This window comes from Cytobacillus sp. SAFR-174, assembly GCF_051964675.1.
GTDB lineage: Bacteria > Bacillota > Bacilli > Bacillales > Cytobacillaceae > Cytobacillus.
Genome location: NZ_JBQCMZ010000014.1, coordinates 40,912 through 66,946 on the forward strand (window position 1 = coordinate 40,912; position 26,035 = coordinate 66,946).

Sequence of the window (26,035 nt, forward strand, 5' to 3'; positions counted from 1 at the left end):
CATTTATATAAAGGTGAGGGTTATAAATGCCTACTTACAACAAACTAGTTCGTGATCGGATTCCAGAAATTATTGAAAGGTCAGGGAAGAAATATACAACAAGAGTTCTTCACCAGACTGAATTTATAAAAGAACTTAAGAAAAAGAGTTTCGAGGAACTGGAAGAGTACACTAATGCGGAAAATGATGGAGAAGCGCTTGTGGAATTAGCTGATTTGCTTGAAATAATCCATGCACTTGCTGAGGCTCATGGAGAATCAATTGAGAAGGTGGATGAATTGAGGAAACAGAAGGCTGAAGGGCGCGGCGGGTTTAAGGAGAAAATATTTTTAATTGAGGTCGAAGATTAAACCCGGACAGCAGCCCGATCGGCAGAATGTAAATGCTCAAAATTTAGCCCAATAACATGGATGAGCAGTTTTAAGGGAAGAGGAATTTGCTGTAAGAGACTGTATTAGAAAGCAAAGTTATTAGCGTCAGGCCTATTCAAATGGGACTGACGCTTTTTTTTTTTTGAATCATAAAGTATGTATCTGAAATTTTTGTTGGTCTATTAAAAATTTTCTTTCAATTCAAAAATTTATATGCTATTATACTCTTAATTACAGTAATACTTAAATTAATTTACACTAATACAATAATTTTACAGTTTTGCTTCAAAGGAGTTCATTATGGATGAAATTTACAAGAAAATTAAAGATTTAAGACTTCAGAATGGCTATACCTTAAAAGAATTAAGTGAACGTACTGATTTATCAATAAGCTTTCTTTCTCAAGTCGAGAGAGGAACAACTTCCCTGGCTATTACTTCATTGAAAAAAATAGCGGATGCACTGAATGTTAAAATTTCTGAGTTTTTCGAAGACGAGAAACCGAATCAGAATTTTATGGTGAAGTCCAGCGAGCATAAGCCATTTAATATCAAGGGGTCGGAATTTACTTATGTGCGAGTGAATGGTGATTTTCCAGGCAGAAGCCTGGAGCCGCTTTTGGTTACATTAGCACCCAACCAAAAACAGACACAGCAATTTGGCCACGCAGGCGAGGAATATTATTACGTCTTAAAGGGCCTTGTTATTTTTCAAGTAGATGGAAAGGAGTACGTTATCCGAGAAGGTGATTCCATTCATTTCCCATCTACCTACCCGCATACAGTTGAAAATCCGATAAGCGAAGAATCAAAATTACTTTGTGTTTTAACGCCAGTTATATTTTAATTGGCCTTTATAAATAAATCTATAAATACAGAAAGGTGGAGTATCATGCGTGTAGCTACTGATATTGGCGGAACTTTTACTGACCTGGTTTATGTCAATGAAGAAGGTGAGATTGGGGTTGCCAAAAGCCATACCACACCTCCTAATTTTGAAAAAGGGGTTATCGATGTTATTGAGAAAAGCGGGATAGATCAAACAGCTATCCAGACCTTTATTCATGGCACCACTGTTATTATTAATGCCCTTACTGAACGAAAAGGTGTAAAGACAGGTCTAATTACAACTAAAGGCTTCAGGGATGTACTAGAAATTGCGCGTGGAAATCGTCCGGATTTATTTAATGTCAGGTATCAAAAGCCGGTTCCATTTGTTGAGCGGTACTTACGCCAGGAAGTAGAAGAGCGCTTAAACTATAAGGGAGAAGTGCTGTCTTCGTTAAATAAGGAACAATTAAAAGAGATTATTCACTATTTCAAGGAACAAGAAGTAGAAGCGATAGCTGTTGCCTATTTGCATTCCTATGTAAATCCAGTTCATGAAATTGAGACCGTGAATATGGTAAAAGAGCTGTGGCCAGAAGTCGCTGTCACGGCATCACATGAGGTAACAAAAGAATGGCGGGAATATGAGCGAACTAGTACGACGGTTCTTAATTCCTATGTAAAGCCAATCGCTGCATCCTATGTGAACCGATTACATAATAAATTAATAGAAAACGAGACTGACAGCCAAAATTACATTATGCAGTCAAATGGCGGTACAACTACCTTCAATAGTGCAAAGCAAACGCCTATTAATATGGTAGAGTCCGGACCTGTTGCGGGGATTTATGGTGCAGCTGTACTTGGTGAAATCCTGGATGAAAAGAATATTATTGCCTTTGATATCGGCGGGACTACAGCAAAGTGCTCACTGATTAATCAGGGAGAGGTCAAGGTTTCTACTGATTATTTTATCGAGAAAAATGAACGCAGCGCTGGCTATCCAATAAAAGTGCCGGTTGTTGATATCGTTGAGATTGGAAATGGCGGCGGTTCTATTGCATGGATAGATGGAGCGGGTTCTTTAAAGGTTGGTCCTCAATCTGCAGGTGCTTTGCCTGGACCGGTTGCCTATGGTCAAGGTGGTACGGAGCCAACAACCACTGACGCTAACCTGATTACGGGAAGACTTTCACCAGAAAACTTCGATTATGAAGTAGATTTGGATAAAGTGAAGGCTGCCATTCAAGAGAAGGTTGCCGATCATTTTGGCATGTCTGTTGAGGATGCTGCATTAGGCATTATTCGAATTGCAAACTCCAATATGCTGAATGCCTTAAAGCTTATTTCAGTTCGAAAGGGGCATAATCCCCGTGAATTCTCGCTGGTGGCTTTTGGCGGTGGAGGATCGATGCATGCACCTGCATTGGCTAAAGAGCTTGGTGTTAAGAAGGTTATTGTTCCAGTTGCTTCCTCCGTATTTTCAGCATGGGGGATGCTCATGACTGACTTAAGGCATGATTATATCCAGACATACATTAGAAGATTAAATCAATTAGATCCTATTGAACTAAATAAAGAGTGGAATTCAATCGAAACTCAAGCACTAAAGCAATATCAAGAAGAGGGAGTTTCAGAAGAAGATGTGTTATTTACAAGATTTGCGGATATCCGCTATATAGGTCAAGAACATACTGTAAAGGTTCCTGTTCCGAATGGGGAATGGTCTGAAGAAATCATTTCAGAAGTAGTTGAACGCTTTGGAGATCTGCACGAACAGCATTACACCTTTAAGCTTGAAGGGACTCCGACAGAGATTGTCAACCTGCACCTAACAGCATTCGGGAAGGTATTAAAGCCTGAACTAAAAAGATTAACCTCTACAAGCAGAGATGCGCAAGAGGCTTACAAAGAAACTCGTCCAGTATATTTCGAGCACACCGGATGGGTTGAAACGAAGGTTTACTACCGCAGTTTATTTGGTAAAGGCATGAAAATTTCTGGACCTGCCATTGTAGAGGAACCGTCTGCTTCTACAGTTATCTATCCTGATCAATCCTTAACTGTAGATGAGTATGGGAATTTAATCATTGAAACAGGGGTGGAATAAATGACACAGATTGTTCGGAGTAAAGTAGATCCATTTACACTTGAGATTGTGAAAGACTCACTGGTTGCTATTGGAGATGAGATGTTTATTGCCCTTGCTAAAACCTCAATGAGCCCGATTATTTACGAAGTATTGGATTACGCCAGCGGCCTGACTGATGCAAAGGGGCAGCTTTTGACACAAGGAAATGGTGTAACCGGATTTATCGGGATGCTTTCTGACATGGTTAAACAAACACTCAAAAAGTTTGGGGACGGAAAGTTAAAAGAGGGCGATATCATTATCATTAACGACTCATACGGTGGTGGCGGTTCACACCTTTCGGATGTTGGATTGGTCATGCCAATATTCTTTGATGGAGAAATTGTTGCTTTTTCGGCCAATAAAGCACATTGGACAGAAGTGGGCGGAAAAGATCCAGGTTCCTTCAGTAACGATGCTACAGATATTTTTCAGGAAGGCTTACAATTTCCGAGTGTAAAACTTTTCAATGAAGGTGAAATAAATCAAGCGATAGTCGATATCATAGAAGCCAATGTGCGTTTTCCTGAATTATCTTTAGGAGACATGTGGGCACAGGTTGCAGCACTGAAAACAGGTGAAAAACGAGTCAAGGAATTATGTGAAAAGCATGGAAAAGAATTATTTTTATCTTCAGTGGATTATCTTCTTGATCATGGTGAACAGCTTGCACGTCAGGAACTAAGTAAACTGCCAAAAGGTACTTTTAACGCAGAAGGGTTTATTGATGATGATGGTTTTGGAAATGGCCCTTTCAAGATAAAAGTTAAAGTAACGATAACAGATGATAAATTCGTTGCAGATTTTAGAGGCAGTCATCCTCAGGTTCCAGGACCTGTTAACTGTTCTTATACAGCACTGGTCTCTGCCGTACGAACGATTTTCCTTGCGATTACGAATCCTTCGCAGGATGCCAATGATGGAGTTTTCCGCCCATTAGAAGTTATTACGGATAAGGGGTCTGTTCTTTCAGCCGAACGTCCTGCGCCTGTTTCAATCTATTGGGAGAGTATGCTAGCAGGAGCAGATCTGATATGGAAAGCTCTTGCTCCGGTTGTTCCTCATAGGCTTAATGCGGGACATTTATTATCTGTTTGTTCAGTTGTCTTATCAGGGCAGCATCAGGATACAAATGAACCTTTCTTAATTGTTGAACCATCTGTTGGAGGCTGGGGTGCTTCTGAAGGTCAGGATGGCGCCAGAGGACAATTCTGTATTGGTGATGGAGAAACCTATAATGTCCCGGTGGAAGTTGCAGAAACCAGGTATGGTGTAATGGTTGACGAGTACAGCCTTCATACAGATGGTGCGGGAGCAGGGGAATATATAGGCGGTTCTGGTGTCATTCGTTCCTATAAAGCATTAAGTGATAACCAAATGGTGTCCGTAACATTTGGACGGAATAAGTTTGTTCCTTGGGGAATGAAGGATGGCCAAGACGGTTCAGCGAATGAGGTATATATTGAAAAAGCCGACGGGGATGTAGATGGTCCATTTGGAATTTATCCTAGGTATCCGCTGAATAAAGGAGATGTCGTTAAACTGGTAACTGCTACAGGCGGCGGCTATGGAGACCCGTTTAAACGCCCTGCAGATCAAGTAGCCCAGGATGTGAAAAATGGCTATATCACTGCTGCACAGGCAAATGAAAGCTTTGGGGTCATAGTAAATGAGAAAACATATGAAGTTGAAGGTTTAACCGAAGATCGTCAGCGGAGGGGGAAATAAAGTGGAGGTATTAAATATAGAGAAAATCAAGGCCGATCCAAATGCGGCCGTTCCACTTAAAACGGTATTTTCACAAAAAGCTCTGGCTGGAGACATGAAAGTGGGTACAGTTGTTATTCCACCGGGGAAGCGAGTTCCGCTGACTGGAGTTTCTAATCATAGTGAGAACGAATATTCCATTATCGTTAAAGGTTCTATAGTAACAGAAACCAATGGAAAAACGTATCGGGTTTCAAGTGGGGAAGCAACTTATATTCCTGCCGGGCAAGAGCATATTGCCTATAATGACAGTGAAGAGGATTGTGAAATTGTTTGGGTGTTGGTTGGTTAGCATCATTCACCATAAAGACCTTGCTAGGGCAAGGTCTTTATTATAAAAGAATTTTACAGAATATTCCGATATAAATTTGAAGGAGTTGAATAGAAATGGAAGATGTGTCTCTAAGGAAAAGCAGTGGAAAAGATGAAGCTCTTGCTTCCGTTCCAATGAATGAGAGGCAGCACTGGATTTCACCCGCTGTTATATTTGGGGGACTGGAATTTACAATTCCGGTTTTAATGGTTGGTGCCACTTTAACAGCCAGTTTTGGACTCGGAAAGCTATTTTGGATCTTGGCAGCAGCTCTCTTTGTTTTCCAATGGATCGGTAATGCCCTCGCAGGCTATATAGGGGCTAAAACTGGCCGGTCCTCTTCCGTAATTGCAAGAACCAGCTTTGGTTCAACCCAGGCACGGTTTATCGTAGGATTGACTATCTTTATTGTTTCAATGGGCTGGTGGGCTTTGCAGACGGCAGTTGCCGGAAATGCCATTTCAGCTATGTTTGGAATTGACTATAAGACGCAGTGGTTCCTTTGGGCACTCGTAACAATCATAGCTGGTCTGCTATTTGCACTTCCGTCCATTATAGGCTACTCATCTATGAAATGGACTGATTACTTAGCTGTCCCAGCTGGCCTTCTATTAATTGCGGGCGGTATCTTCTATGCTTTAGAAAATATCGGCTGGGAAAAGATCTCATCCTGGAACCCTGAACCGCAAATGACTTTTCTTGCTGCCGTTAGTTTAGTCATCGGTATTAACGTTTCTCAATGGGTTATTGCCTCGGATTATACGCGCTATGCAAAACCGAAAGTAAAAGACAACGTACTCATTCCATTAGGCATCATTGCAGTAGGTTTCCCGCTATTCTATGTTGGAGCCATTATGTCTATAGGAGTAGGCGATGCTGATATTGTAAATGTCATGATGAATTTAGGTTTCCCGATCTGGGGCTTTCTCATTTTATGGTTAGCAACCTGGACGAGTCAATTAGTAAATAATTATAGTATGGGATTAGCTTTAGCTAACATGCTAAATGTAAATTCTAATAAAGGAAGAGCACTTCTTACATTAGCTGGTACTATTGTTTCTATAGGAATTGCCTTGGCCGGGATCCTTGATTATTTTATGGACTTCTTATATATGACTGCTTTAATCTATCCAGCCATTGCTGGTGTCATGATTGCTGACTTCTTCTTTATAAGAAAACAGCAGTGGGTCGACAACAAAGGATGGAACTGGATGGCAACCATCGCATTAGCAGTAGGAACTCTGGTTGGATACTTCACACAATACGTGTATTCATTTGGATTGCCTGCCGTTCAATCCATTGTTGCTGCAGGAATTGTGTATATGATTGCTATGAAAGTTAAAGCAAGAATTGCACCTGATCACTTTACAGAGGTTAATAATCAATCAGAATTTATTACTTCAGATAATTTAAAAGCTCAATAAATGAGAAGCTTGAATAATGTTTTTTGAGAAACAATAATACATGAAGCGTCGGACCTAAGTGGGTCTGACGCTTTTTTATGAGTTGTTTTAGGATCAAAAGGATGTGGAAAAGTTATAAAAATCCAAAAAGGAAGTGTGATACTAGTGTCTAGAAAGAGAACACTTTCAGATGAAACTAAGATAAGTGGAACTGATAAAACATTAATCGATTTCTGGAACTGGGGATTTTCTGATTTGCTAAGCAACTCTTTAAGAGGAATATTTGCAGAGTTTTTGGTAGGAAGTGCTCTAGACTGCTTAAATCAGTCAAGAATTGAGTGGGATGCTTTTGATTTAATTTATCGAGGGAAAAAGATTGAAGTAAAATCTGCAGCATATGTCCAGTCCTGGCATACTGACACATTTTCAAAAATCAGTTTTAACATTGGGGCAAAAAGAGAATATAGCTATACAAACAGGAAGTATAGTACAGAAATTAGAAGACACGCTGACATATATATCTTTTGTTTATTGAAGGAAAAAGATATTGATACCATTGATCCATTAAATGTGAGTCATTGGGAGTTTTATATTGTCCCGACTAAAATCTTGGATGAGCGTTTTCCGACTCAAAAAACAATTAGTCTATCTTCTTTAAATAAAATAGCAAAACCGGTTAGATATGACGAAATAAAGCCAAAGATAGATGAGATTATACAAATAATCATGGATTAAGTCAGCAATAAAAATAATTGCCTGTTCCAAGCTTATAATGCTTTTCCTTAATGGGGGCAGCCACTTAATGTTCAATAAATTAAAGAGTACAAGATTGAAAAATATGAAAGAACCGACCAATACGATCGGTTCTTTCTTTTACCCCTGGTAACTAGTAAACCAGGCAGGCCTTTGATTCGTTGATTTACTCCCATTATAAGCAAAGGTGAAGGTTATTTTTTGTTTTCTCAGCTCTTCTATCAAGTCAGTTAACTCTTGATCACCGATTAGCCAAAGTGCTCCGCCTTTTTCTCTTTTATCAATCACTTCGTATCCTAGATTTTCTAGGTATTGTTTAAGACCTGTTGTGGGTGTTGCTGTTTTATCAATTACAGCTGTGTTTGATTCCCTAGGTGTATTATCTAATTCCCTTTGGGTTGGGCAGTTAATATTGGGTTCGTCTGATAAGATGAACTTTCCTTATTTTGTAGCATGTATAAAGAGTGGGGATTGTTTGATTTCTTTCTAAAAGGGAGTTATGAAGTGAATGGAGAGAAAGATTTCAGGATAGCGATTGTATCGCACCTAAGGGGAAGTTTTTTGGTCCGTTTGAGGATGCTTTAGTGATGGTTCATTAATAATCATAAAAAACAGCAAGACAATTTAGGCATGCTGTTTTTATTTTGTTTCCAATTCGGTATATAGAAGGCTGTCTCTTTTTTTCTACTGTATTTTTGAAGGCAAGCATTATATAAAAATTTAGGAGCAATTTTTTTGAAAGAAACTAATTTTATACTGAGAAAAAGTGCTCGTTGCTTATTTTAGTTCATATTTACAGGTTAGAACAGTAAGAAACCATGAGAATCAAAGAAATACAACCATTTACCCGTATTATTTGCTCAATTATCAAATAACCTAACTAAATTTTTGACTACCTATTTCTGGTATACTATAAATATACTAATTTAGAATTTTATTGGAAATATAAATTTTTAAAATTTGGGGGAAGATATTATGCCATATCTACAATGTTCTTGCGGTTCAATGCTAAAAGGTTATCAGTTGAGTCGAAAGGTATTATCTGCAGGTGAATATAGGCTTTGTGAGTATAAAGTGGGAGCTGCTTTGGAAGCGGGTTCATGGAGGGGTATTGATGAAGCAAACGAATGGATGAAGAATAAAAACGATGCTGTCTATTGTCCTAAATGTCATAATGAGATACCAATCGATCCCGCAGAAGTTGAAGTTTTATTGGATAAAAGAATTCCAGGGCTAAGCTCAAGTGAGTTTGATTCCATTGAAGTTATCGAAAAATTGAAACAGGTGAGCCAAAAGGAGCGTGCTGAAATATTCGTTCATAGCATTCCAGAGAGTGATCCTGTATTTGGAGAGATTCATGATGAATTGCCAGAAAGTTTAAGGCGTGCCCTTAAACAGATGAATATAGAATCACTTTTTACCCATCAGGCTGATACATATAATGCAGTTAGAAAAAAGAAGGATGTTGTGCTTGTTACACAGACTGCTTCAGGAAAAACACTGTCATTTAATTTACCTATTTTACATGGGCTATTAGAGAATGAAAATGCAAGAGCATTATATATTTTCCCAACAAAAGCTTTAGCTGATGATCAGGTTGAACAGCTTTATCGTTGGACAGGAGAAAAGGTTGAAGATAATTCCTGCGAGCAGGATGAGTGGTTTGAAAGAACTATCCGATTTGGTTCTACAAATCTTCCTTATGGGCGTCTTGATGGGGATACACAGCCAGGATCAAGAAAAAGGTTGTTGAAGGATGGCAGAATTCTGTTTACCAACCCAGATATGATTCATCATTCTATTTTAAGGCAGGTTCAAGGAAACCATCAAACTTCCAATCACGTCTATAACCTTCTGAAAAATTTGAAGTATATTGTCATAGATGAAATGCATCTATACAGAGGGGCTTTTGGTAGTCATGTTTCATTGGTCATTCGCAGGTTAAGAAAAGTTTGTGAGGAACTGGGTAATCACGATATCCAATTTATCTTATGTTCAGCCACGATTGAGAATCCGAAATTATTAGCTGAAGAATTGACTGGAAAAAGCGAATTTACGTTAGTCGACAACGATGGGTCATCAAAGAGGAAACGTCATATCGTATTTTGGAATCCAGGAGTAACCCTGGATACAGGAGTGCGTAAAGCACCTGTATCGGATGCTATTTCAATTGCTGAAAATGTTCTTGTGCATGAAGAAAAAATCATTCGGACAATCATGTTCCAGGGATCCAGATTGCAAGGGAAAGTTACAGCGCGATCTATGAAAGATGTGTTAAGAAAAAAGCTAAAACTAAAAAAGGAAAATGTAGCAGGGGTCCAGTTGTCTGCTTTTTATAATGGCATGCTAGGTGTTGATGAGAGAAAGCAGGTAATTAATGCAATTAAGAAAAGTGATGTCCATTTAGTAATAGCCACTAATGCTCTAGAAGTTGGAATTGATATAGGAGACTTAAGTTTTGCGATTTTAAGCGGTTATCCTGGGAGTAAGGCTGCGTTTTCACAACAAATAGGCCGAGTTGGGAGAAAAGGTGAAGGGGTGGCAGTCATGATTTTTGAAGATGAGCCGCTTCAGCAGTATTACATGCAAAATCCAAATACCTTCTTGGAAAAGCCGCCAGAAGTGGTAAGAATTGATCCCAGAAACTCAGAACTATTAAAACTGCATCTTGCTTATTTACAGGAAGAACTTGGGAGACCACTGTCGATAGAGGATTTGAAAATTTTCTTGGTAAATGATGAAGTTGCTAAACAATTACTTGAAAATATAGAACCACCTAAAGAGGAAGAATTGCCAAGATGCAGTTTAAGATCAGGATCTTTGCAGAGCTACAAGGTCGTGGTCACAAAATCGCGCGATGTATTACTAGAAAGCATTGATGAGTGGACTGCATTCAGGGATTTTCATGAGGGTGCCATCTACTGGAATGCTAATGAAAAGGGTTATCGGGTTGATAGCATTAATCGCAAGAAATTAGAAATTCTTGTGACACCGATACGGGGAGAGATAGAATATTATACACAATCTATCTTTAAGGACTTTATCAATGTTTCAGAGGAAATATCTGTTCAGGAAAGCCATAAGGTTATAAAATCTACTGGCATATTAAATATAAAAAGGTCAATATTTGGATTTAATAAATCATATTTTGGTTCCCGGGTTCCTGATGTCGAGAATCTCAATCCCCCATTGGTAGCTGATTTTGATGCAGAGGGCATGTGGATAGTGTTATCTGACGAGTTAATAAAAGAAGTAAAAGACGTTTTAGGACCGGATTACACTGAGGAAAAACTGGATGGGTCTATACGCGCTGCTGAGCATGTTTTACTGTCCGTTATTCCGGATACCATCATTTGTGATGCAAACGATATCTCCGGTTTTTCAGGGTTATCTGTTTCTGGGTTTGCTAATAAGCCTGTTATTGGTTTTTATGGTAATCAATCAGGAGGAATGGGTACAACCAAAGCAATAGGTGAACATATAAAAAGGATTTCGAAAAGTGCAATTCACCTCTTGAACAATTGCTCGTGCTCTGGCGGATGCCCTTCATGTATTCAATACCCGGGCAAAGACAATGGCCATCTTTCAAAGATAGGGGCAAAGGCTATCCTTCTGCTGCTTAGCCATTCTATCAAGAATATTATAAAGGGGGCTGAACTTAATTGCCTTTAGTATGTATAAATTGCCATACAGCAAAACAAAAGCAGTTATATTTTTATCAGATTAGTAGAAAGTACAAAGGAATCCCTTATAGAAGGCTGATTAAGCAGCCTTCTAATGGTCTTCATGTTGAATCGTGGATTAAAGATAATGATAATTTGGATAATACTCCAGACGGGGTATACTGTGACAACTGCCATAAGAGTTTAAATGAACAATATTTAACATTTGATGAATTAGCTTTGCTTGCAGATAACAGAATGGAGACCTGGTCATTTAAAGATCAATCACTTGACGAGGTGGTAGGTAATCTAACCTCCCTGGGCGACAAAATAGGTTCTTCTGTTGAAAGATACCATATTAATTCGAAGTCAGCTCAGTACGGGGAACTTGAGAAAGACTTGCCTTCTCCCTTAGCAAACAACTTAAAAAAAATAGGAATTGAAAAACTATACTCTCATCAGGCTGAAGCGATTAATCGTATACGAAATGGTGAAAATGTAGTCATTACAACAGGTACTGCATCCGGAAAGTCTATGGTGTACACAATACCAGCACTAGAAACATTCCTAAATGATGAGAATGCAACTGTACTTTATTTGTCACCGCTTAAAGCGCTTACTCGTGATCAGCTTATGACTTTAGATAGATTTAATGATAACGAAACTGAAAGTCAAGATTCTTTTGGATATAGAACTATTTCACTGGGAGGGAAAAAAGTAAGTGCTGGTGTACTCGAAGGAGGAAAGTCTGATTCTGTAAAGGAATTAACTTATGATCATGCAAGATATTGGTTGACTAATGCACACTTCCTGCACTTTATTCTTCAAGGAGCTGTACATTTTAAACACAAAAGCAGATATATTCGTTTTTTTAAAAATCTTAAATATGTTGTAATAGATGAACTGCATGCTTATAACGGAATTCTTGGTTCAAAGGTGGCAATGCTCTTGCGGCGCCTCAGGAACTTATGTAAAGCTCTTGGAAATATTGACCTTCAATTTATCGCATGTTCTGCTTCTATAGGGAATCCCAAGGAGCTTGCAGAGGAAATTACTGGATTAAAGGGTAGAAATGGCTTTTCCTTAATTGACCATGATGGGAGCCCTGCTTATGAAAAGGAAATATTATTATGGAATCCGGGATTACTTGGCCAAAAATCAGAGCAAAGGACTAGAAGAGCGCCTATTTCAGAGGCTATTGAAATCTTAAAATCAATCGCAGCATCTTACCGCATGCTTCCCAAGTCCATATTCTTTTATGGCAATAGAAAGGCGGCAACGAATGCCAGCTTTGAATTAAATAATGCAATAAGATCAAGAGTGGGTGAGGTACTGCAGGATAAAGAAGTGCCACTGGAACTGTTCTCTCCTTTCCATGCTCAATTGAATTGGTACAAAAAACAAGAAATTATGGATAAAATAAAAAAGGGAGAATTGGTTGGGCTGGTGTCAACTTCTGCCTTAGAGATGGGCATTGACATTGGAGATTTAAGTTTATGCATTATGATAGGATACGCCGGGAGCAAAGCTAGCTTCTTGCAACAAGCTGGTCGTGTAGGCAGAAAGGGTCCTGGCTTAATAATACAAATTTTTCAAGAGGACCCTTTAGAACAATATTATGCAGCCAACCCTGTAGAATTTATGGAGCGAGAACCTGAACATGTCACGATTGATGTTTCAAATCCTCTTATTGTTTCTGAACATATGCAGTATGCCGCATTTGAAGTTAACGGGAAATTGACTTCCCCACATAACTACTTTAAAGTTTCTGCTGCTAAAAAAGCAGATGGCTTTGCTGAAAAGATGAAAGAAGTAAAAAAAGGTTTGTGGGAATTAACAGATAAAAATGTTATATATAATAACCTATTAAAAGGTGGTAGGGTCTACACTGTGATAAATCAAACCACAAAAGAAGCACTGTTTGAGGGAGTGGATGATAGGTCATTACTAAGGGATTATCATTACGGTTCGGTGTTTCTTTATAACCAAAAAACCTATAAGGTGACGCGAATCTTATCCAATAAAAATGAAGTATGGACTGTCCCTTTTAAGGCTGATTATACTACAAGGGGGCAAGTTAATGATTCGATAAACGTCTCAGGAGAAGTCTGCACTCAGCCTGTTCATGATTTAATGGAAATAGGGAAAGGAAAACTCGTGATTACAAGGAGATTATGGGGCTACAAAAAAGTAAACCTATTTGGTGGAGGTACATCAGATCTAATCGAAGACACTAATATGTATCCCGTAAAATACACAACAGATGGGTTGTGGATTCAATTCACATCTGAAAAAATAAATGAGTCAGCATTGCATGTATTGGAGCATGGTATTGCTTCAGCAATACCTACAATCGTCAAGTGTTCCCATAGTGATTTTTCTTTAATTTCTTCATGTAATTTAAAGGAATTTGACTATCGGCCCACCATTGTTTTTTATGAAGCTGATGGTGGAGGTGCAGGCATTATGGAAGCTATAGAATCCAGGTTAGTTCATATATTAAATAAAGCATTAGCTATCCTAAAAGCATGTGAATGTAAAGAAGGATGTCCTAACTGTACCCATTTATCTATTTGTGAACGAAATAATGAAAATCTTGATAAGGTGGGCGGGGTTAAATTGTTGGAAATCTTAATATCTGAGATTGTATTCACAAAGAGGGATTAATGACACAGATAAAACTAACTTAACAACCCAAGATTAAGTGATTTCCAGCTATTAAAATTTTGACATTTTTGACAAAGAAGTCACTTTGAAAAAGACTTAGAACCATGTATTGTAAATTTTAGAGAAATAGGTACGGTTCTTTTGCTATCTTTAGAAGTAAGAGAACCGTTTTATTATTCAGGACATATATACATGTCCTATTGTGGATGGATGCTCAGTTCACTATTTAAAACGGAATCATATTAAATAATCAGACTCTTCCAATTTTAAATTAATTGAAGTTCCCTTTATAATAGAAACAAATTCAAATATTCATAACCAGAGTTCAAAATTTGCTATAAGGTAGTAATTGCCAAGATGGTAAACAAAAATGAATAGTGATTTTGTTTAATAAGCTGTGCACAACCAAAGGGGGGATACTTTGATTACATTAAAAGAATTTGCAGATGTATTAGAATTAGATAATGTTTATTTGATAGGCGGCACCCAAAATATAAATAAAGAAATCACCTACATAACAAGCATGGAGCTAACTGAAAAAACATCCCGCATGAAAGAAAAAGGCTTTGTTATGACCACATTTCACGCTTTTAAAGATGTGAATCAAATCATTAGCCATCTAGAATGGATGCAGGAAATCGGAATAAGTGCAATTGGTTTTCATACAGCAGCATTGAAAACAATTCCGAGGGAAGTTATTGACTACTCCAATACCCATTCTTTCCCGCTTTTTGAAATCCCCCAAGAGGTCCCATACTATATCATCCACGAGAAATATAATCAGCTGGTAAATAAGAAGGAAAATGAACAGGCTTTGAAAATACATAAATTAAATGAAAAACTGATGGAAATTGTTCTCCTGGAAAAGGATTTGAATTCAATTGTAAAAGTAATAGGAGAATATATAAACAATGTTGTGTGCGTGTTAGATCCGTATTTTAATTTGATTGCGTATTGGAAAACGAAAGAGCAAACCAGAGATGAGATAAAGCACCTGATGAATTTAATCATAAACCAGCATAAAGAGAACGTGTTAAAAGTGCGCTTCACCAATCGTGAAACGAATATAGCGGTGAAAATGGATTCTATTTCTGATCAGAATTTCAAGGTAGCGCCGCTGTTTTCTAAGATGAACTTTCTTGGCTATCTGATCATTTGTCAAAATGGAACGGGGGATAATTTTTCAGACGAAGTAATTAAGAACGGAATACGTGCCTTAAGTTTAGCAGCCTATAATAAAAATACTTTGCTTCACTATCAAAAGAGCAAAGATATCGAAATGCTGGAAGGTATTTTCCAAGGTGAGGCCGATGATAAAAATCTAGCTGACTTTTATATGGACCTTAAGAAAGTAAGATGCATTTTCCAGGTGCAGTCCTCCACTCCGGAAACACTTCAGTCAAAACTTCAAATGTTCTCTGAGCTTTTAATAGAAAATGAAGCAAATTCCCGATTATGGATTTATAACAGAAAAATTGTCGGGGTGATCGATTCGATATTAGATAGAGAGAGGGTAGCGGCCATTCTGACAGACTACCCTGGAATCCGTATTGGTGTAAGTGCGATAGAGGAGGTTAACACTTGCAGTAAAATTAAAGCTATGTATGACCAATCATCAATGGGACTGCTGCATGGTCACATTCATGATGCACAATTGGTGTTTTGGGATGAGATGGGGATTGAAAAAATCGCCTACAATTTACAATCCCATCATTTGTTTCAAAACTTTGATGAAGAATTACTGGGTCCATTGATTGCCTATGATCAGGAAAAGAATGCTTCATTAACAGAGACACTTTATACATACTTAAAACACTTTTTCAATCTCCAAAAATCGAGCAGTGAATTATTTGTGCATCCAAACACGGTAAAATACCGCCTGCAGAAAATAACCGAATTAATGCAGGTGGATATTCAAAATCCATCCCATTATTCAATGCTCATGATGGCCTTTTCCATATACAGATTTAAACAAAAAGCAGATCGATTTCAATAGAATTGTTTAAAAGGGACAAATTACTGTCTCTTTTTTGTTTGTAGTATACAATGATAAATAATCCTTCTATTGTTATGATTTTGAATAATCACACAATAGGAGGGCTTCGAAATGCCAGCAGACACAAAATGGATCTTAAAAGGTGGCAGCATTATTGACGGACTAAATGATGAGGTGGTTGAGAATTCGTACATCAAGGTTGAAGACGGAAGAATAACTGAGGTCAAAGAAGGGGAGCCAGGTGATACAGAAGGGTTTGAAGTCATTGATTGCACCGGAAAATATATCCTTCCCGGTCTGATTGACTGCCATGTGCATCTCGTTTGGAATGGCAGTGCAGACCCGCAATCCCTCATAAAGAATGAAGAGAATGACAGAATCGCTTTGGAAGCCTACAAGCATGCTTTGGATACACTGAAATTAGGCGTCACTACGGTCAGGGATTTGGGTGCACCTGATCGAACCGTATTGCATGTAAGAAATGTCATTGATTCCGGCTTGCTTTCAGGGCCTACCATTATTGCTGCGGGTGCACCTATTTGTATGACAGGCGGACATGTCTATTATTTAGGCTATGAATCGGACGGGCCGGATGAAGTCCGCAAGAATACTAGAAGGGTTCTTAAAGAAGGGGCAGACCTGGTGAAGGTGATGGCAACTGGCGGTATTTATACAAAAGGGGAAGAGCCCGGTTCAGTTCAATTAACAATAGAGGAACTGAGTGCAGCAAAAGAAGAGGCACTAAAGAAAAATAAGAAGGTCTCTGCACATGCAGATGGAATTGAAGGAATCATGAATTGTTTAGAGGTCGGGATTGACACAATCGAGCATGGAATTTACGCAGATCGCCAGGCTCTTGAAATCATGAAAAATCAGGGAACCTTTTTGGTGCCGACAATGGCCGTTATGAGACAGCTTATAAGCAGCCCGGACATTCCTGCATACGCTCTTGAAAAAGCGAAGCAAGTTGTGGGACCGCATTTCTCCATGCTGCAGGAAGCTGTTCAAATCGGAGTGAAGATTGCAACAGGAACTGATTGTGGCTCTCCATTAACCCCGCCCCGCTATTATTATGATGAATTAGCGATAATGCATGAAGCGGGAATGTCGGAAATGGAAGTCATTAAAGCATCAACGAGTGTTGCAGCTGAATGTCTCGGAATTGAAGATCAGCGCGGCAGTATTTCTCCAGGAAAGTTCGCGGATTTGCTGATTGCAGACAGCAATCCACTAAATGATTTAAATAGTTTGCGGGGAGACAAGCTTGTGATGAAAAATGGTGTTTTGGTCAGCTAAAGTAAACTATAGGGTCATGATTTCTGTAAGCTGAAAAGGGGCTCTGCGAATTGTGGAGTCTCCCTTGTATACATGCCTCCTAAAAGAATATTCATTAGGAAACATGGATCACTGTTCCAGGATTAAATCTGCATTAAGCTTCCACACAGCCTTATATAAAAATAGTAAAAGGAGTGAGCTTATTGAACATTTATTTAGTTGCAGTTGTGATTTATCTGGTTTTCATGGCGTTGATTGGTGTCTATTTCGGAAAAAAGTCGGTGAAAAATAGTGACGACTTTATGGTTGCAGGACGAAGCCTGCCTCTATTCGTCGTAATGGGAACCCTTCTGGCAACGTTTGTAGGTTCTGGAACTGTAGTCGGCGGAGCGAGCTTTATTTACCAATACGGACCGTTTGCCGCTATTTTTAATCTTTCTGGCGGAATTGTTGGAGCGATCATTTTGTATTTTATAGCTTCTAAGATTCGAAAGATTGAGATCTATACAGTGCCAGATCTTTTGGAACGGCGCTTTGGAAAAACAGCTCTTTATATATCATCCGTTATTATCATCTTCGCCTTTGTCGGAATAACAGCCTATCAGTTTACAGGCGGAGCCTATGTGCTGCAATTAACGACTGGGATTCCATTGGAAGTTGGCGCCATCATTATGTGTGCCTTAGTTATCTTCTTAACCGTAAGCGGCGGGCTATTTTCGGTTGCTTATTCAGATGCACTGAGTGCCGTCCTGATTATCATTGGCTTTCTATTCGGGGTTCCCTTTGCATTGAATGCTGTCGGAGGCTTTGAAGGATTAGCTCTATCTTTGCCGGAGGTAAATAAAACCTGGAATGGCGGCCTATCATTCCCTCAGCTTCTCGGTTTCTTCCTGCCATTGTTTTTACTTGTTCTCGGTGATCAAAACATGTATCAGCGATTCTCCGCAGCGAAAGATCCGGACGTAGCCCGGAAATCAACTATTGGATTTTTTGTTGGGAATATTTTTGTCATTAGTTTAACGATCATCTTAGCAACTACCTCCATTGTACTTTTCCCGGAAATCAAGCCCGATACAGCCATTTTATCACTTGCGATAGATGGAGTACCCCTTGTAGTCGGGTTGCTTATTCTCTGTTCAGCCGTTGCCTTTATTATCACAACAGCTACCTCTTATCTTCTATCAGCATCAGGAAATATTGTCAGTGACTTAATCCAGCGCTCCAGTAAAAGCAAGCTGTCAGAAAGCAAACTTTTATGGTACAACCGTGTCATTGTTGTGATATTAGGAGTCCTTGCGTATGTATTAGGACAATTCTTCCCAAGCGTCCTGGCCATCCAAATGTATTCCTATACAATGTATGGCGCGTCTTTAACTCCTGCCATTCTTGCAACCGTATTATGGAGGAATGCGACAAAAGCAGGCGTGATCAGCTCCATGATTGTGGGTGGTTCTGCAACTATGATTTGGGAAATCGGCCTTGACCGGCCTTTAGATTGGAATAGTGTCCTGTTTGCATTGCCATTGTCCGTTTTAACACTCATTATTGTCAGCCTGGCAACTAGAAATAAAAACGTCACAACAGACCTCACTACTGATCATACAAGCTAATTAGACTTTAAAAGGAGTTGGAAAGCGTGGATTCAACGAAACGAATCACTCGATTAAAAGAGTATATGAAAGAACAGGCAATATCTGCCGTATTTGTCTTTAATCCAGACCATCAATTTTATTTAACAAATTTTAAAGCTTTAATCTATTCACGGCCAATCATTTTTCATTTACAGGAAAAAACAGCCATGATTGTTCCAGGTCTAGAAGAAACACATGCACAGGAACATTCACATGTAGATGATGTACTGGTCTATTATGAGCATCCTGGTGCCGGCAGGGATGAGACATCGCATATGGAGCATATACGTGCATTGATTAAACAAAATCCTGACTCATCAAAAATTGGTGTGGATTTAGCCTTTATTCCGGGTGAGGTTCTTGTCTATCTTCAGGAATCAGGCTATCAGGTGGTTGACATCGGGCAATTCATTTATCAAATGCGATTTATCAAGGATGAAGAAGAAATACTCATGCTGGAGCAGGCCGGGCAATTAGTGAATCTGGCAGTAAGCAAGTCATTAGCGCAAATTCAAGCGGGAATAACAGAAATGGAAATAGATGCTGCGGGAAATGCGGCACTGTTTGAAGCAACTGCGGCACAATATCCGGATTCGGTGATTGATATTGTGGTTATGTCGCCTTCCGGATTAAACCGAAGCATTATGCCGCACGTATTCTCCAACACTAGAAAAATTGAAGCCGGAGATGTCATTATTCACAGCAGGCAGGTCGGGCTAAATGGGTATCGTGCTGAATTAGAGAGAACCGTCATTGTCGGGAAGCCAACACCCCAACAGGAAAAGGCATTTCAGGCAGCTATAGAAGCTCAGCAGCGTGCAATTGATTTCATTAAACCAGGTGTGAAATTTTCAGAAGTAGATGGTGTTGCCAGACAAGTGTTTGAAAAGGCAGGACTTGAAAAATATGCGATTCACCGTACCGGACATGGAATAGGTGTATCGGCACATGAGCAGCCCTTTTTGCGTTATGACCATCATGATGTGGTAGAGGAAGGAATGGCATTCTCGATTGAACCGGGGATTTATATACCTGGGGTTGGCGGTTTCAGACACTCTGATACTGTTCTTATCACATCTGATGGATGCCGATTGATTACAGAATATCCGCGTGATATGGAGTCCCTGCTATATTAACTTAAATATCAAACTTGAAAGGGAGAAGTATCACACTTCTTCCTTTTAAAATGATAGGAGGAACAAGTGATGGAGTTTGTGATTTCGAATGTACAGCTATTGTATGGGGAAGAATTGGATTGTAAGAAGGGGTTAGCACTTTGGGTAAAAGATGGTTTGATCAAGGAAATGATCCCTGAATCCAAACTGCCAGCCGGCGTAGAGGTCATCGATGGAAATGGAGGGTTTCTCGCTCCAGGCTTAATAGATTTACATATTCATATGATGTGGGACGGCTCATTAAATCCAGTTCACACCTCCGAAGCAGAAGGCTATGAGCAGATGCTGATAAGAGCTGTTTCCAATTGTCAAACCTATCTCAAGCACGGTATAACAACTGTCAGGGACATTGGCTCCATTGATGATATTGCTCTGCATGTAGCAAAAGGGATCAAGAGGGGGCTTATAAAAGGGCCTGATGTGATTGCCAGCGGAAAAACATTGACCATGACAGGCGGGCATGATCCGTTCTGGGCAAGATTTGTCGATGGGAAGGATGAGGCTTTAAAAGGTGTACGCGAACAAATTTTTAAGGGTGCTGAAGTAATTAAAGTAAGTGCAACTGGCGGGGTCTATGGCAGAATAGAAGGGGAACAGGTCGGCCATGCAGAGCTTAGCCTGGAAGAGCAGGAAGTCATCTGTAAGGAGGCACACCGTTTTGGACTCAAAGTGGCGTCCCATGCGATTGGCCGTGATGGAATACTTAATTCAATTCTTGCTGGTGTGGATACAATTGAGCATGGTCATTTCTTGGATGATGAATTGGCTGCCTTGATGGAAGAACGGAATACCGCCTGGATTCCAACATTGTTTGTCTATAAGCAAATTGCAACACAGGATGGGATTCCTTCTTATGCACGAGATAAAGCAGAGGAAATCGTCAGCATTCATCGGAATGCATTTGAAACCTATTTTAACAGGAATATTTTAATTGGGGCCGGTTCAGATGCGGGTTCACCATGCACCTCTCATCGGGCGCTGCTGGATGAATTGTATACCATGAATGCGATTGTTTCTGATGCGAAAAAGGTGCTAAAAACAGCAACAGTTAATGCAGGGAAAATTTTAGGACGTGACGTTGGGCAAATTAAAGAGGGGTACAGGGCAAATCTGATTTTGCTTAAGGAAAATCCGGTGGAGTGCCTGAGTAATTTAGAAAGTATAAAGATGGTTGTATGCAGGGGAGAAGCTCTTATGAAGCATACAAATGAAAACCTGGAAATGATTGCGGAATGAGTAGTTTCTGAAGGAAGAGTTATAGTGGTGCAAATTTTATCTAGTAAAATATATTTTTAATATAAACACTTTACAGATAGAATTAACTGTGTTAAATTCTACTTATCAAAGGATTCTGAAATTTCAAAAAGATGGTGTGAGTGAATGAGTTGGACTGCTGGCCCATTTAAACAGGAACTGATCAAGGATTATAACAATATCAACCTTCTTTTGTTTAACATTGGTGTCAAAAGTCAAAGAGTCGAGTTTTTGGGGGATAAGATATTAATTTTCGCCAATCATAAGAGAATTCCATCTCTTAAACATTTGGACGAGATTAATCGCTTTGTAACCCGAATGACTGACATTGCCATCATAGATAGTTATAAGGAACATTTAAGGAATGTCCTGGAAGAAAAATATGGGATGAAGGTACTTTCTATTTTAAAGGACTATGATCCCGTTACTGAACTCTCAGGAACGATCATTACCCTGGATCAGGATACAAGTGCCTATATTTCCAGGTAACTAAATAATCGTGACTGGTCCAATGAACTCTTAAGAGTGCATAAAAACCGTCAGTACAAGCTTTCAGACTAGCGTCTGTTTGTTTTGTGCTGACGGTTTTTTTTATAAAAAAATAGAGGAGGCAGCAACATTATGAAAACAATAGAAGATGTATTGATTGCGCTGGATGAACTGACAGGAGGAAGAGTGATTAAATCTCTAAATGACATTACGAGAGGTGAGCATCCCTTTGTCATCATGAAGTCTTCCAACATTCCCGGGAAAGAGATCATTGAAACGCCTGGTCTTGTTTATGGCGATATGAATAAAGAAGTAAAAAAAGTAGCAGTTGCCATGACAATGACAGAAGGAAGTATCGAACTTGCCGGCGCTACTGGTGTCGATGCCATTGTTGCTCATCATCCGATAGCCGAAGCGGCAAATTCGGGCGGAGTTATCTTGAAAAATTATCTGGATTTGTATAATGTAGCTGCATTTGAATTGCATGAAGCCTTCCATGGATTACATCCTGGCATTCCTTTTTTGCACGGCCATCAGGTATACCGTACAGAGGTTTCTTATGGAGGAGTACACGGAAATATTTTATATGCAGGGAAGGTACTCCCTGAGGTGAAAACGCTGGGGGATATTTTAACACGGCTGGACAATTTCATGGGTCTGAGAGATGAAGAGGAATTGTTACATACTGAAAAGGAAATACGCAATAGTTCATCTCTGTCAGAAACAAGTATAGTGACACGCGGGAGAATTGTTCATGGAGAAGAGACAAGCCCCGTGAACAATATTGTGCACATTTTCCCGCATACGGGATTTTCTCCTGAACATTTGCGTCAAGCCATCCAGGAACACCCGGAAGCTGACACAGTTCTCGCTAGCATTAGCCGGGTTTATGATGGACATCCGCTTATTGAAACAGCTAAGGAGTTAGGCCTTAATTTTATTATTGGAAACTGCCATGTGTTAGAAATACTTGAAAATGGTTTACCTTTAGCTTACGCCTTGGACAGACTGCTGCCTGATGTTGAAGTTGTTGTTTTTCGGGAACGCGTGACAAGCATATCCCTAAATGAAATGGGATCTACTCAGTTAAAGAAATATGCAGAAGAAATGGCTGAGGGTTATCTATTGAAAAAAAAGGTTGTCCAAACAGTATAAAAAAAGGAGTGCAGGTAGATGAGCGAGGTTAAATCTTTAGTACAAGAAAATATAGAAATAGAAGAGAATAGTGTCCCGATTCCTTTAACGAGAAAATGGACACGAATTGAAGCAGTCGGTCTCGGTTTAGTCATCCTCTCACTGCTGGTATTGTTAATCACGCCAGGTACATTAGCCGGGTTATTTACTTCCATTGTCGATCAGGTTTTCCCGGTTATCGTAGAGATATTCTTAACCGGCACGGTAGGGGTATCCATAATTGTTAGTGTCATTATAGGCCGGGTACTGGAACGGCTGGGGTTTACGGATGCGTTAATCCGGATATTCATTCCTGTTACAAAGCTGATGAAAGTGAATTCAGCTGTTATCATTCCAAGTATATATAATATTCTTGGTGACATTAATGCTGCCGGAAAAATTGCCGGACCAATCTTAATCCGTTCAGGAGCAACAAAAGCAGAGCAGAAAATAGCGGTAGCCACCATGGTACAATCCCAGCAGTCTTTTGCTACCTTTATGTTAGGCATGGTTGCATTAACGGCTGTAGGCGCCAATGCCTTTGTCGTGGTCGTGCTGGCTGTTTTCATGCCTGTCATTGTTGTCCCGTTCCTGCTTTCTAAAACCATTTACCGGGATACGAAAGCTGTCCAAATTGCAAAGCTGCCTCAATTTACGCCGAAGACTGGCTTTTTGCCCACTTTGTTTAATGGAGCCAGGGAGGGAGCAGAGCTTTTATTCCTTCTCATTATACCGGCTGCCGCCGTCGTGTTTGCTGCTATTGGCGTTCTCGATTATATCGGCATATGGTCAAAATTTGAATCCGGCTTATCAGCCGTTTTGTTAGCTCTAAATATTCATCCGGAGACCGGAATTCTCTCCATATTGGCTAGCCCGGCGCTGGCGATGGCCCAGTTATCGGAAGTAGCGGGTTCTTTGGATCCGCGTTTGGTCATCGGATCATTCGTATTAGCTTCATCCGGCTTGCCTTTGTCTACTGTCTTTGGTCAAATTCCGGTTATATGGGCAGCTAATTCTGATCTAAGTGAAAAGGAAGCAATGGGAGCTGCTGTATTAGGTATCATCATGCGTATTTTGACAGCCTTTTTGATTGTTTATTTCTTAACGCCGATATTAGTTTAATGCTCAGAGCTAAGGTAAAGAAACAATTTTTGCTTGGTATAAGATCTAAATTTTTCCCAGTAAAAAAGAAAGATTGATCAAATATTGATTTGGTGGGATCCTTTCAAATGATTGGGGATCCAGGTGAAGCTCTGTTTTTCTTATAAGATTGTTTTCCTCGTTCCATAAGAAAAGTACGGCCGTTTGATGAATGGGTTCCATAATCCCTTTCATCGGCGCAAGAAGTTCAATTTTAAGATCATCCAGGGGAAAGTCAGGCCGGCAAATAAGCTTACAAGGTGTTGTTTGTAAGGGTTCATAGTGATTTATTGTATGATCAGACAGATAGTGGATCCTCCCGGTAGCTGCAATTCTTTTATCAGGGAGGATCAGTCCAGATTCATGATAGATATCTCTTCCGATGGAGGAAGGGATCTTTTTTTTGTTCCATAAAATGGACATCGAAAAAGTGTTGCCAGGCAAAATCGTCCATGCTCTCTTGGCTATCAGTTCAAATCCGATAAAGGACATGGCTATCCCTCTTTCCTGCTGCTCGATACTGATGTTTATGCTCGAGGAAGAAAAAATATCTGCTATGTATCCATCAATTCATTATGATAGCTGTTACTCACGAACCCTCTTTTTGTTGAGAACTGGCCTGTTAAGAGTTGCCAACTAATCAAAAGCACCAATCCGTTAAAAAACATTAAAAATAGGTTTAACCATGAAGCTAGCTATAATCAGTTAAAGCCAAACGGATATATGATTTTTACTGCGGTTTCAAAAGAAGCCCCCATGTATGGAAAGGGTAAACAATTGGGCAAAGACTATTTTGAGATCATGGAAGGAGTAAAAATGTTTTTCTATGATTCCGACTCAATCAAACCTTATCCCTTAAATGAATAATTACATCGTAAATGTAAAAAATATATTTGTTAAAAATAAATAACTAAGGAGATGATACAAATGGCATTGATACCTTATGATCCATTTAGACAATTAACTAACATTAGGAGAGATTTTGACAGATTATTCAATGATTTCCCTTTTCATTTAGACAATGAAATGAATCAATTGGGGAATATAAGAGTGGATGTTCATGAAACAGATAAAGAGGTAGTAGCAACTTGTGACATTCCAGGCTTACAGAGTAAAGAAGATGTAAACATTGATATTGAAAATAATGTATTGAGAATTAGTGGCTCAATTAACAGAACTAATGAGATTAAAGAAGAGAATTTGCATAGGAGAGAAAGATACACAGGTAGCTTTCAGAGAGCTATTACACTACCAACTCCTGTTTCTGAGGAAGGTATAAAGGCTTCTTATAAGAATGGTGTACTAGAAGTTATCATGCCTAAACAAACTCAAACAAATAAAAAGAAAATTGATGTGGATTTCCATTAAAAATGAACAGTTTGCTACCTGTTATGAAAGAGTTTGGCAGGGATTACTTGCAGGAAATTGCTGAGGAACAACCTGACCTAGTTGATTTGCTAATTTTAAGCTGCCATTTACCTCAGGCAAAGAAAAAAATTATTTTAAATGAGCTGACTAATAATATTAAGAATTCCTACCAGCATTACTTCCTTTGAGGTAATGCTTTTCTTTTGTAAGATACTGATGTTTATGCACGAGGAGGAAAAAATATCTGCTATGTATCCATCAATTCATTATGATAGCTGTTACCCACTAACCCTCTTTTTGTTGAGAACTGGCCTGTTAAGATGTTGTTTGCCAAATAATCAAAAGCACTAATCCCTCAGAAAACAGTCTTCATAAAATATAATTTAGCTTTCTGCAGTATGCAATAAGTATGCGTATGCTGCTTTTTTTCCTACCCACTCGATTATTTGTGCGCCCTCCTTGTTTTGATTGATATGTGCCAGATAAAATTCGGGACTGTTTCCCTTGGATTCAGTGCCGAATTTTTTCTATTCATCGCTAAACCGAAATGCTAGAAAAACCTAGGGCTGTAAAATTAATTCTGAAAATTTATAAAAATATAAATTTATGTATTGAAAAGGTAACAAATTAGTAATATAAT

General features: G+C 39.2%; 20 protein-coding genes and 1 pseudogene. 19 read left to right on the plus strand and 2 right to left on the minus strand.

Going from position 1 to position 26,035, the window contains the following annotated elements; all coding sequences use genetic code 11:
- The first annotated feature begins 26 nt into the window (after positions 1-26).
- The 7 genes from ACTHRG_RS14995 (at position 27) to ACTHRG_RS15025 (ending at position 7,547) form a co-directional block, all read left to right on the plus strand.
- Positions 27-350, plus strand: a complete 324-nt coding sequence (locus ACTHRG_RS14995; protein WP_252218641.1) for a nucleoside triphosphate pyrophosphohydrolase — start codon at positions 27-29, stop codon at positions 348-350.
- Between the two features lie 321 nt (positions 351-671).
- Complete coding sequence (locus tag ACTHRG_RS15000; RefSeq protein ID WP_221880411.1) at positions 672-1,217, plus strand: helix-turn-helix domain-containing protein; 546 nt, start codon at positions 672-674, stop codon at positions 1,215-1,217.
- 45 nt (positions 1,218-1,262) lie between these two features.
- The gene (locus ACTHRG_RS15005) at positions 1,263-3,308 is read left to right on the plus strand and encodes a hydantoinase/oxoprolinase family protein (RefSeq protein WP_440231518.1); all 2,046 of its coding nucleotides are present in this window, start codon (positions 1,263-1,265) and stop codon (positions 3,306-3,308) included.
- The gene (locus tag ACTHRG_RS15010; RefSeq protein WP_440231519.1) at positions 3,309-5,057 is read left to right on the plus strand and encodes a hydantoinase B/oxoprolinase family protein; all 1,749 of its coding nucleotides are present in this window, start codon (positions 3,309-3,311) and stop codon (positions 5,055-5,057) included. It abuts the gene before it with no gap.
- Position 5,058: 1 nt separating this feature from the next.
- Positions 5,059-5,388 (plus strand): cupin domain-containing protein, encoded by a 330-nt coding sequence (locus tag ACTHRG_RS15015; RefSeq protein ID WP_283934743.1) that lies wholly within the window; start codon positions 5,059-5,061, stop codon positions 5,386-5,388.
- A 95-nt stretch (positions 5,389-5,483) separates the two neighbouring features.
- A complete protein-coding gene (locus tag ACTHRG_RS15020) occupies positions 5,484-6,833 on the plus strand; it encodes a cytosine permease (protein ID WP_440231520.1) in 1,350 nt (449 codons plus the stop codon).
- A 144-nt stretch (positions 6,834-6,977) separates the two neighbouring features.
- Positions 6,978-7,547 (plus strand): hypothetical protein, encoded by a 570-nt coding sequence (locus ACTHRG_RS15025; protein ID WP_440231521.1) that lies wholly within the window; start codon positions 6,978-6,980, stop codon positions 7,545-7,547.
- A gap of 138 nt (positions 7,548-7,685) precedes the next feature.
- Here ACTHRG_RS15025 and ACTHRG_RS15030 read toward each other — a convergent pair whose 3' ends face one another.
- Entirely contained in the window at positions 7,686-7,853 is a 168-nt protein-coding gene (locus ACTHRG_RS15030; protein ID WP_440231522.1) for a hypothetical protein, read from the minus strand.
- 687 nt (positions 7,854-8,540) lie between these two features.
- On the opposite strand from ACTHRG_RS15030, the gene ACTHRG_RS15035 reads away from it, so the two are divergent.
- The 10 genes from ACTHRG_RS15035 to ACTHRG_RS15080 all read left to right on the plus strand — a co-directional run bounded on the left by ACTHRG_RS15035 (position 8,541) and on the right by ACTHRG_RS15080 (position 24,009).
- A complete protein-coding gene (locus ACTHRG_RS15035) occupies positions 8,541-11,237 on the plus strand; it encodes a DEAD/DEAH box helicase (RefSeq protein WP_440231523.1) in 2,697 nt (898 codons plus the stop codon).
- Positions 11,228-13,894 carry a DEAD/DEAH box helicase gene (locus tag ACTHRG_RS15040; protein ID WP_440231524.1) on the plus strand — a complete coding sequence of 889 codons (2,667 nt, stop codon included), beginning with the start codon at positions 11,228-11,230 and terminating at the stop codon, positions 13,892-13,894. The genes ACTHRG_RS15035 and ACTHRG_RS15040 overlap by 10 nt, the downstream gene beginning before the upstream one ends.
- A gap of 421 nt (positions 13,895-14,315) precedes the next feature.
- Entirely contained in the window at positions 14,316-15,890 is a 1,575-nt protein-coding gene (locus tag ACTHRG_RS15045) for a PucR family transcriptional regulator (protein ID WP_440231525.1), read from the plus strand.
- A gap of 111 nt (positions 15,891-16,001) precedes the next feature.
- The gene (locus ACTHRG_RS15050) at positions 16,002-17,186 is read left to right on the plus strand and encodes an amidohydrolase family protein (protein WP_440231526.1); all 1,185 of its coding nucleotides are present in this window, start codon (positions 16,002-16,004) and stop codon (positions 17,184-17,186) included.
- A 173-nt stretch (positions 17,187-17,359) separates the two neighbouring features.
- Entirely contained in the window at positions 17,360-18,775 is a 1,416-nt protein-coding gene (locus ACTHRG_RS15055; RefSeq protein ID WP_440231527.1) for a sodium:solute symporter family protein, read from the plus strand.
- 26 nt (positions 18,776-18,801) lie between these two features.
- Positions 18,802-19,932 (plus strand): M24 family metallopeptidase, encoded by a 1,131-nt coding sequence (locus tag ACTHRG_RS15060; RefSeq protein ID WP_440231528.1) that lies wholly within the window; start codon positions 18,802-18,804, stop codon positions 19,930-19,932.
- Between the two features lie 69 nt (positions 19,933-20,001).
- The gene (locus ACTHRG_RS15065) at positions 20,002-21,207 is read left to right on the plus strand and encodes an amidohydrolase family protein (protein ID WP_440231529.1); all 1,206 of its coding nucleotides are present in this window, start codon (positions 20,002-20,004) and stop codon (positions 21,205-21,207) included.
- A 144-nt stretch (positions 21,208-21,351) separates the two neighbouring features.
- On the plus strand, positions 21,352-21,714 hold the full coding sequence (locus ACTHRG_RS15070; protein WP_019382235.1) for a Na-translocating system protein MpsC family protein: 363 nt from the start codon (positions 21,352-21,354) through the stop codon (positions 21,712-21,714).
- Positions 21,715-21,846: 132 nt separating this feature from the next.
- On the plus strand, positions 21,847-22,869 hold the full coding sequence (locus ACTHRG_RS15075; RefSeq protein ID WP_019382234.1) for a Nif3-like dinuclear metal center hexameric protein: 1,023 nt from the start codon (positions 21,847-21,849) through the stop codon (positions 22,867-22,869).
- An 18-nt stretch (positions 22,870-22,887) separates the two neighbouring features.
- Complete coding sequence (locus tag ACTHRG_RS15080; RefSeq protein ID WP_019382233.1) at positions 22,888-24,009, plus strand: hypothetical protein; 1,122 nt, start codon at positions 22,888-22,890, stop codon at positions 24,007-24,009.
- A 45-nt stretch (positions 24,010-24,054) separates the two neighbouring features.
- On the opposite strand, the gene ACTHRG_RS15085 is transcribed toward ACTHRG_RS15080, so the two are convergent.
- Entirely contained in the window at positions 24,055-24,519 is a 465-nt protein-coding gene (locus tag ACTHRG_RS15085) for a hypothetical protein (protein WP_019382232.1), read from the minus strand.
- 204 nt (positions 24,520-24,723) lie between these two features.
- On the opposite strand from ACTHRG_RS15085, the pseudogene ACTHRG_RS15090 reads away from it, so the two are divergent.
- Together ACTHRG_RS15090 and ACTHRG_RS15095 are read left to right on the plus strand one after the other, a co-directional pair.
- Positions 24,724-24,873: pseudogene (locus ACTHRG_RS15090) on the plus strand (SAM-dependent methyltransferase); the annotation flags it as partial.
- Between the two features lie 81 nt (positions 24,874-24,954).
- Positions 24,955-25,395 carry an Hsp20/alpha crystallin family protein gene (locus ACTHRG_RS15095; RefSeq protein ID WP_019382230.1) on the plus strand — a complete coding sequence of 147 codons (441 nt, stop codon included), beginning with the start codon at positions 24,955-24,957 and terminating at the stop codon, positions 25,393-25,395.
- Positions 25,396-26,035 lie beyond the last annotated feature (640 nt).

What these genes read in the sequence shown, in the direction of transcription:
- ACTHRG_RS14995 (WP_252218641.1), top strand. Translation starts at nt 27, where the DNA reads ATGCCTACTTACAACAAACTAGTTCGTGATCGGATTCCAGAAATTATT.
- ACTHRG_RS15000 (WP_221880411.1), top strand. Translation starts at nt 672, where the DNA reads ATGGATGAAATTTACAAGAAAATTAAAGATTTAAGACTTCAGAATGGC.
- ACTHRG_RS15005 (WP_440231518.1), top strand. Translation starts at nt 1,263, where the DNA reads ATGCGTGTAGCTACTGATATTGGCGGAACTTTTACTGACCTGGTTTAT.
- ACTHRG_RS15010 (WP_440231519.1), top strand. Translation starts at nt 3,309, where the DNA reads ATGACACAGATTGTTCGGAGTAAAGTAGATCCATTTACACTTGAGATT.
- ACTHRG_RS15020 (WP_440231520.1), top strand. Translation starts at nt 5,484, where the DNA reads ATGGAAGATGTGTCTCTAAGGAAAAGCAGTGGAAAAGATGAAGCTCTT.
- ACTHRG_RS15035 (WP_440231523.1), top strand. Translation starts at nt 8,541, where the DNA reads ATGCCATATCTACAATGTTCTTGCGGTTCAATGCTAAAAGGTTATCAG.
- ACTHRG_RS15050 (WP_440231526.1), top strand. Translation starts at nt 16,002, where the DNA reads ATGCCAGCAGACACAAAATGGATCTTAAAAGGTGGCAGCATTATTGAC.
- ACTHRG_RS15065 (WP_440231529.1), top strand. Translation starts at nt 20,002, where the DNA reads ATGGAGTTTGTGATTTCGAATGTACAGCTATTGTATGGGGAAGAATTG.
- ACTHRG_RS15070 (WP_019382235.1), top strand. Translation starts at nt 21,352, where the DNA reads ATGAGTTGGACTGCTGGCCCATTTAAACAGGAACTGATCAAGGATTAT.
- ACTHRG_RS15075 (WP_019382234.1), top strand. Translation starts at nt 21,847, where the DNA reads ATGAAAACAATAGAAGATGTATTGATTGCGCTGGATGAACTGACAGGA.
- ACTHRG_RS15080 (WP_019382233.1), top strand. Translation starts at nt 22,888, where the DNA reads ATGAGCGAGGTTAAATCTTTAGTACAAGAAAATATAGAAATAGAAGAG.
- ACTHRG_RS15085 (WP_019382232.1), bottom strand. Translation starts at nt 24,519, where the DNA reads ATGTCCTTTATCGGATTTGAACTGATAGCCAAGAGAGCATGGACGATT.
- ACTHRG_RS15095 (WP_019382230.1), top strand. Translation starts at nt 24,955, where the DNA reads ATGGCATTGATACCTTATGATCCATTTAGACAATTAACTAACATTAGG.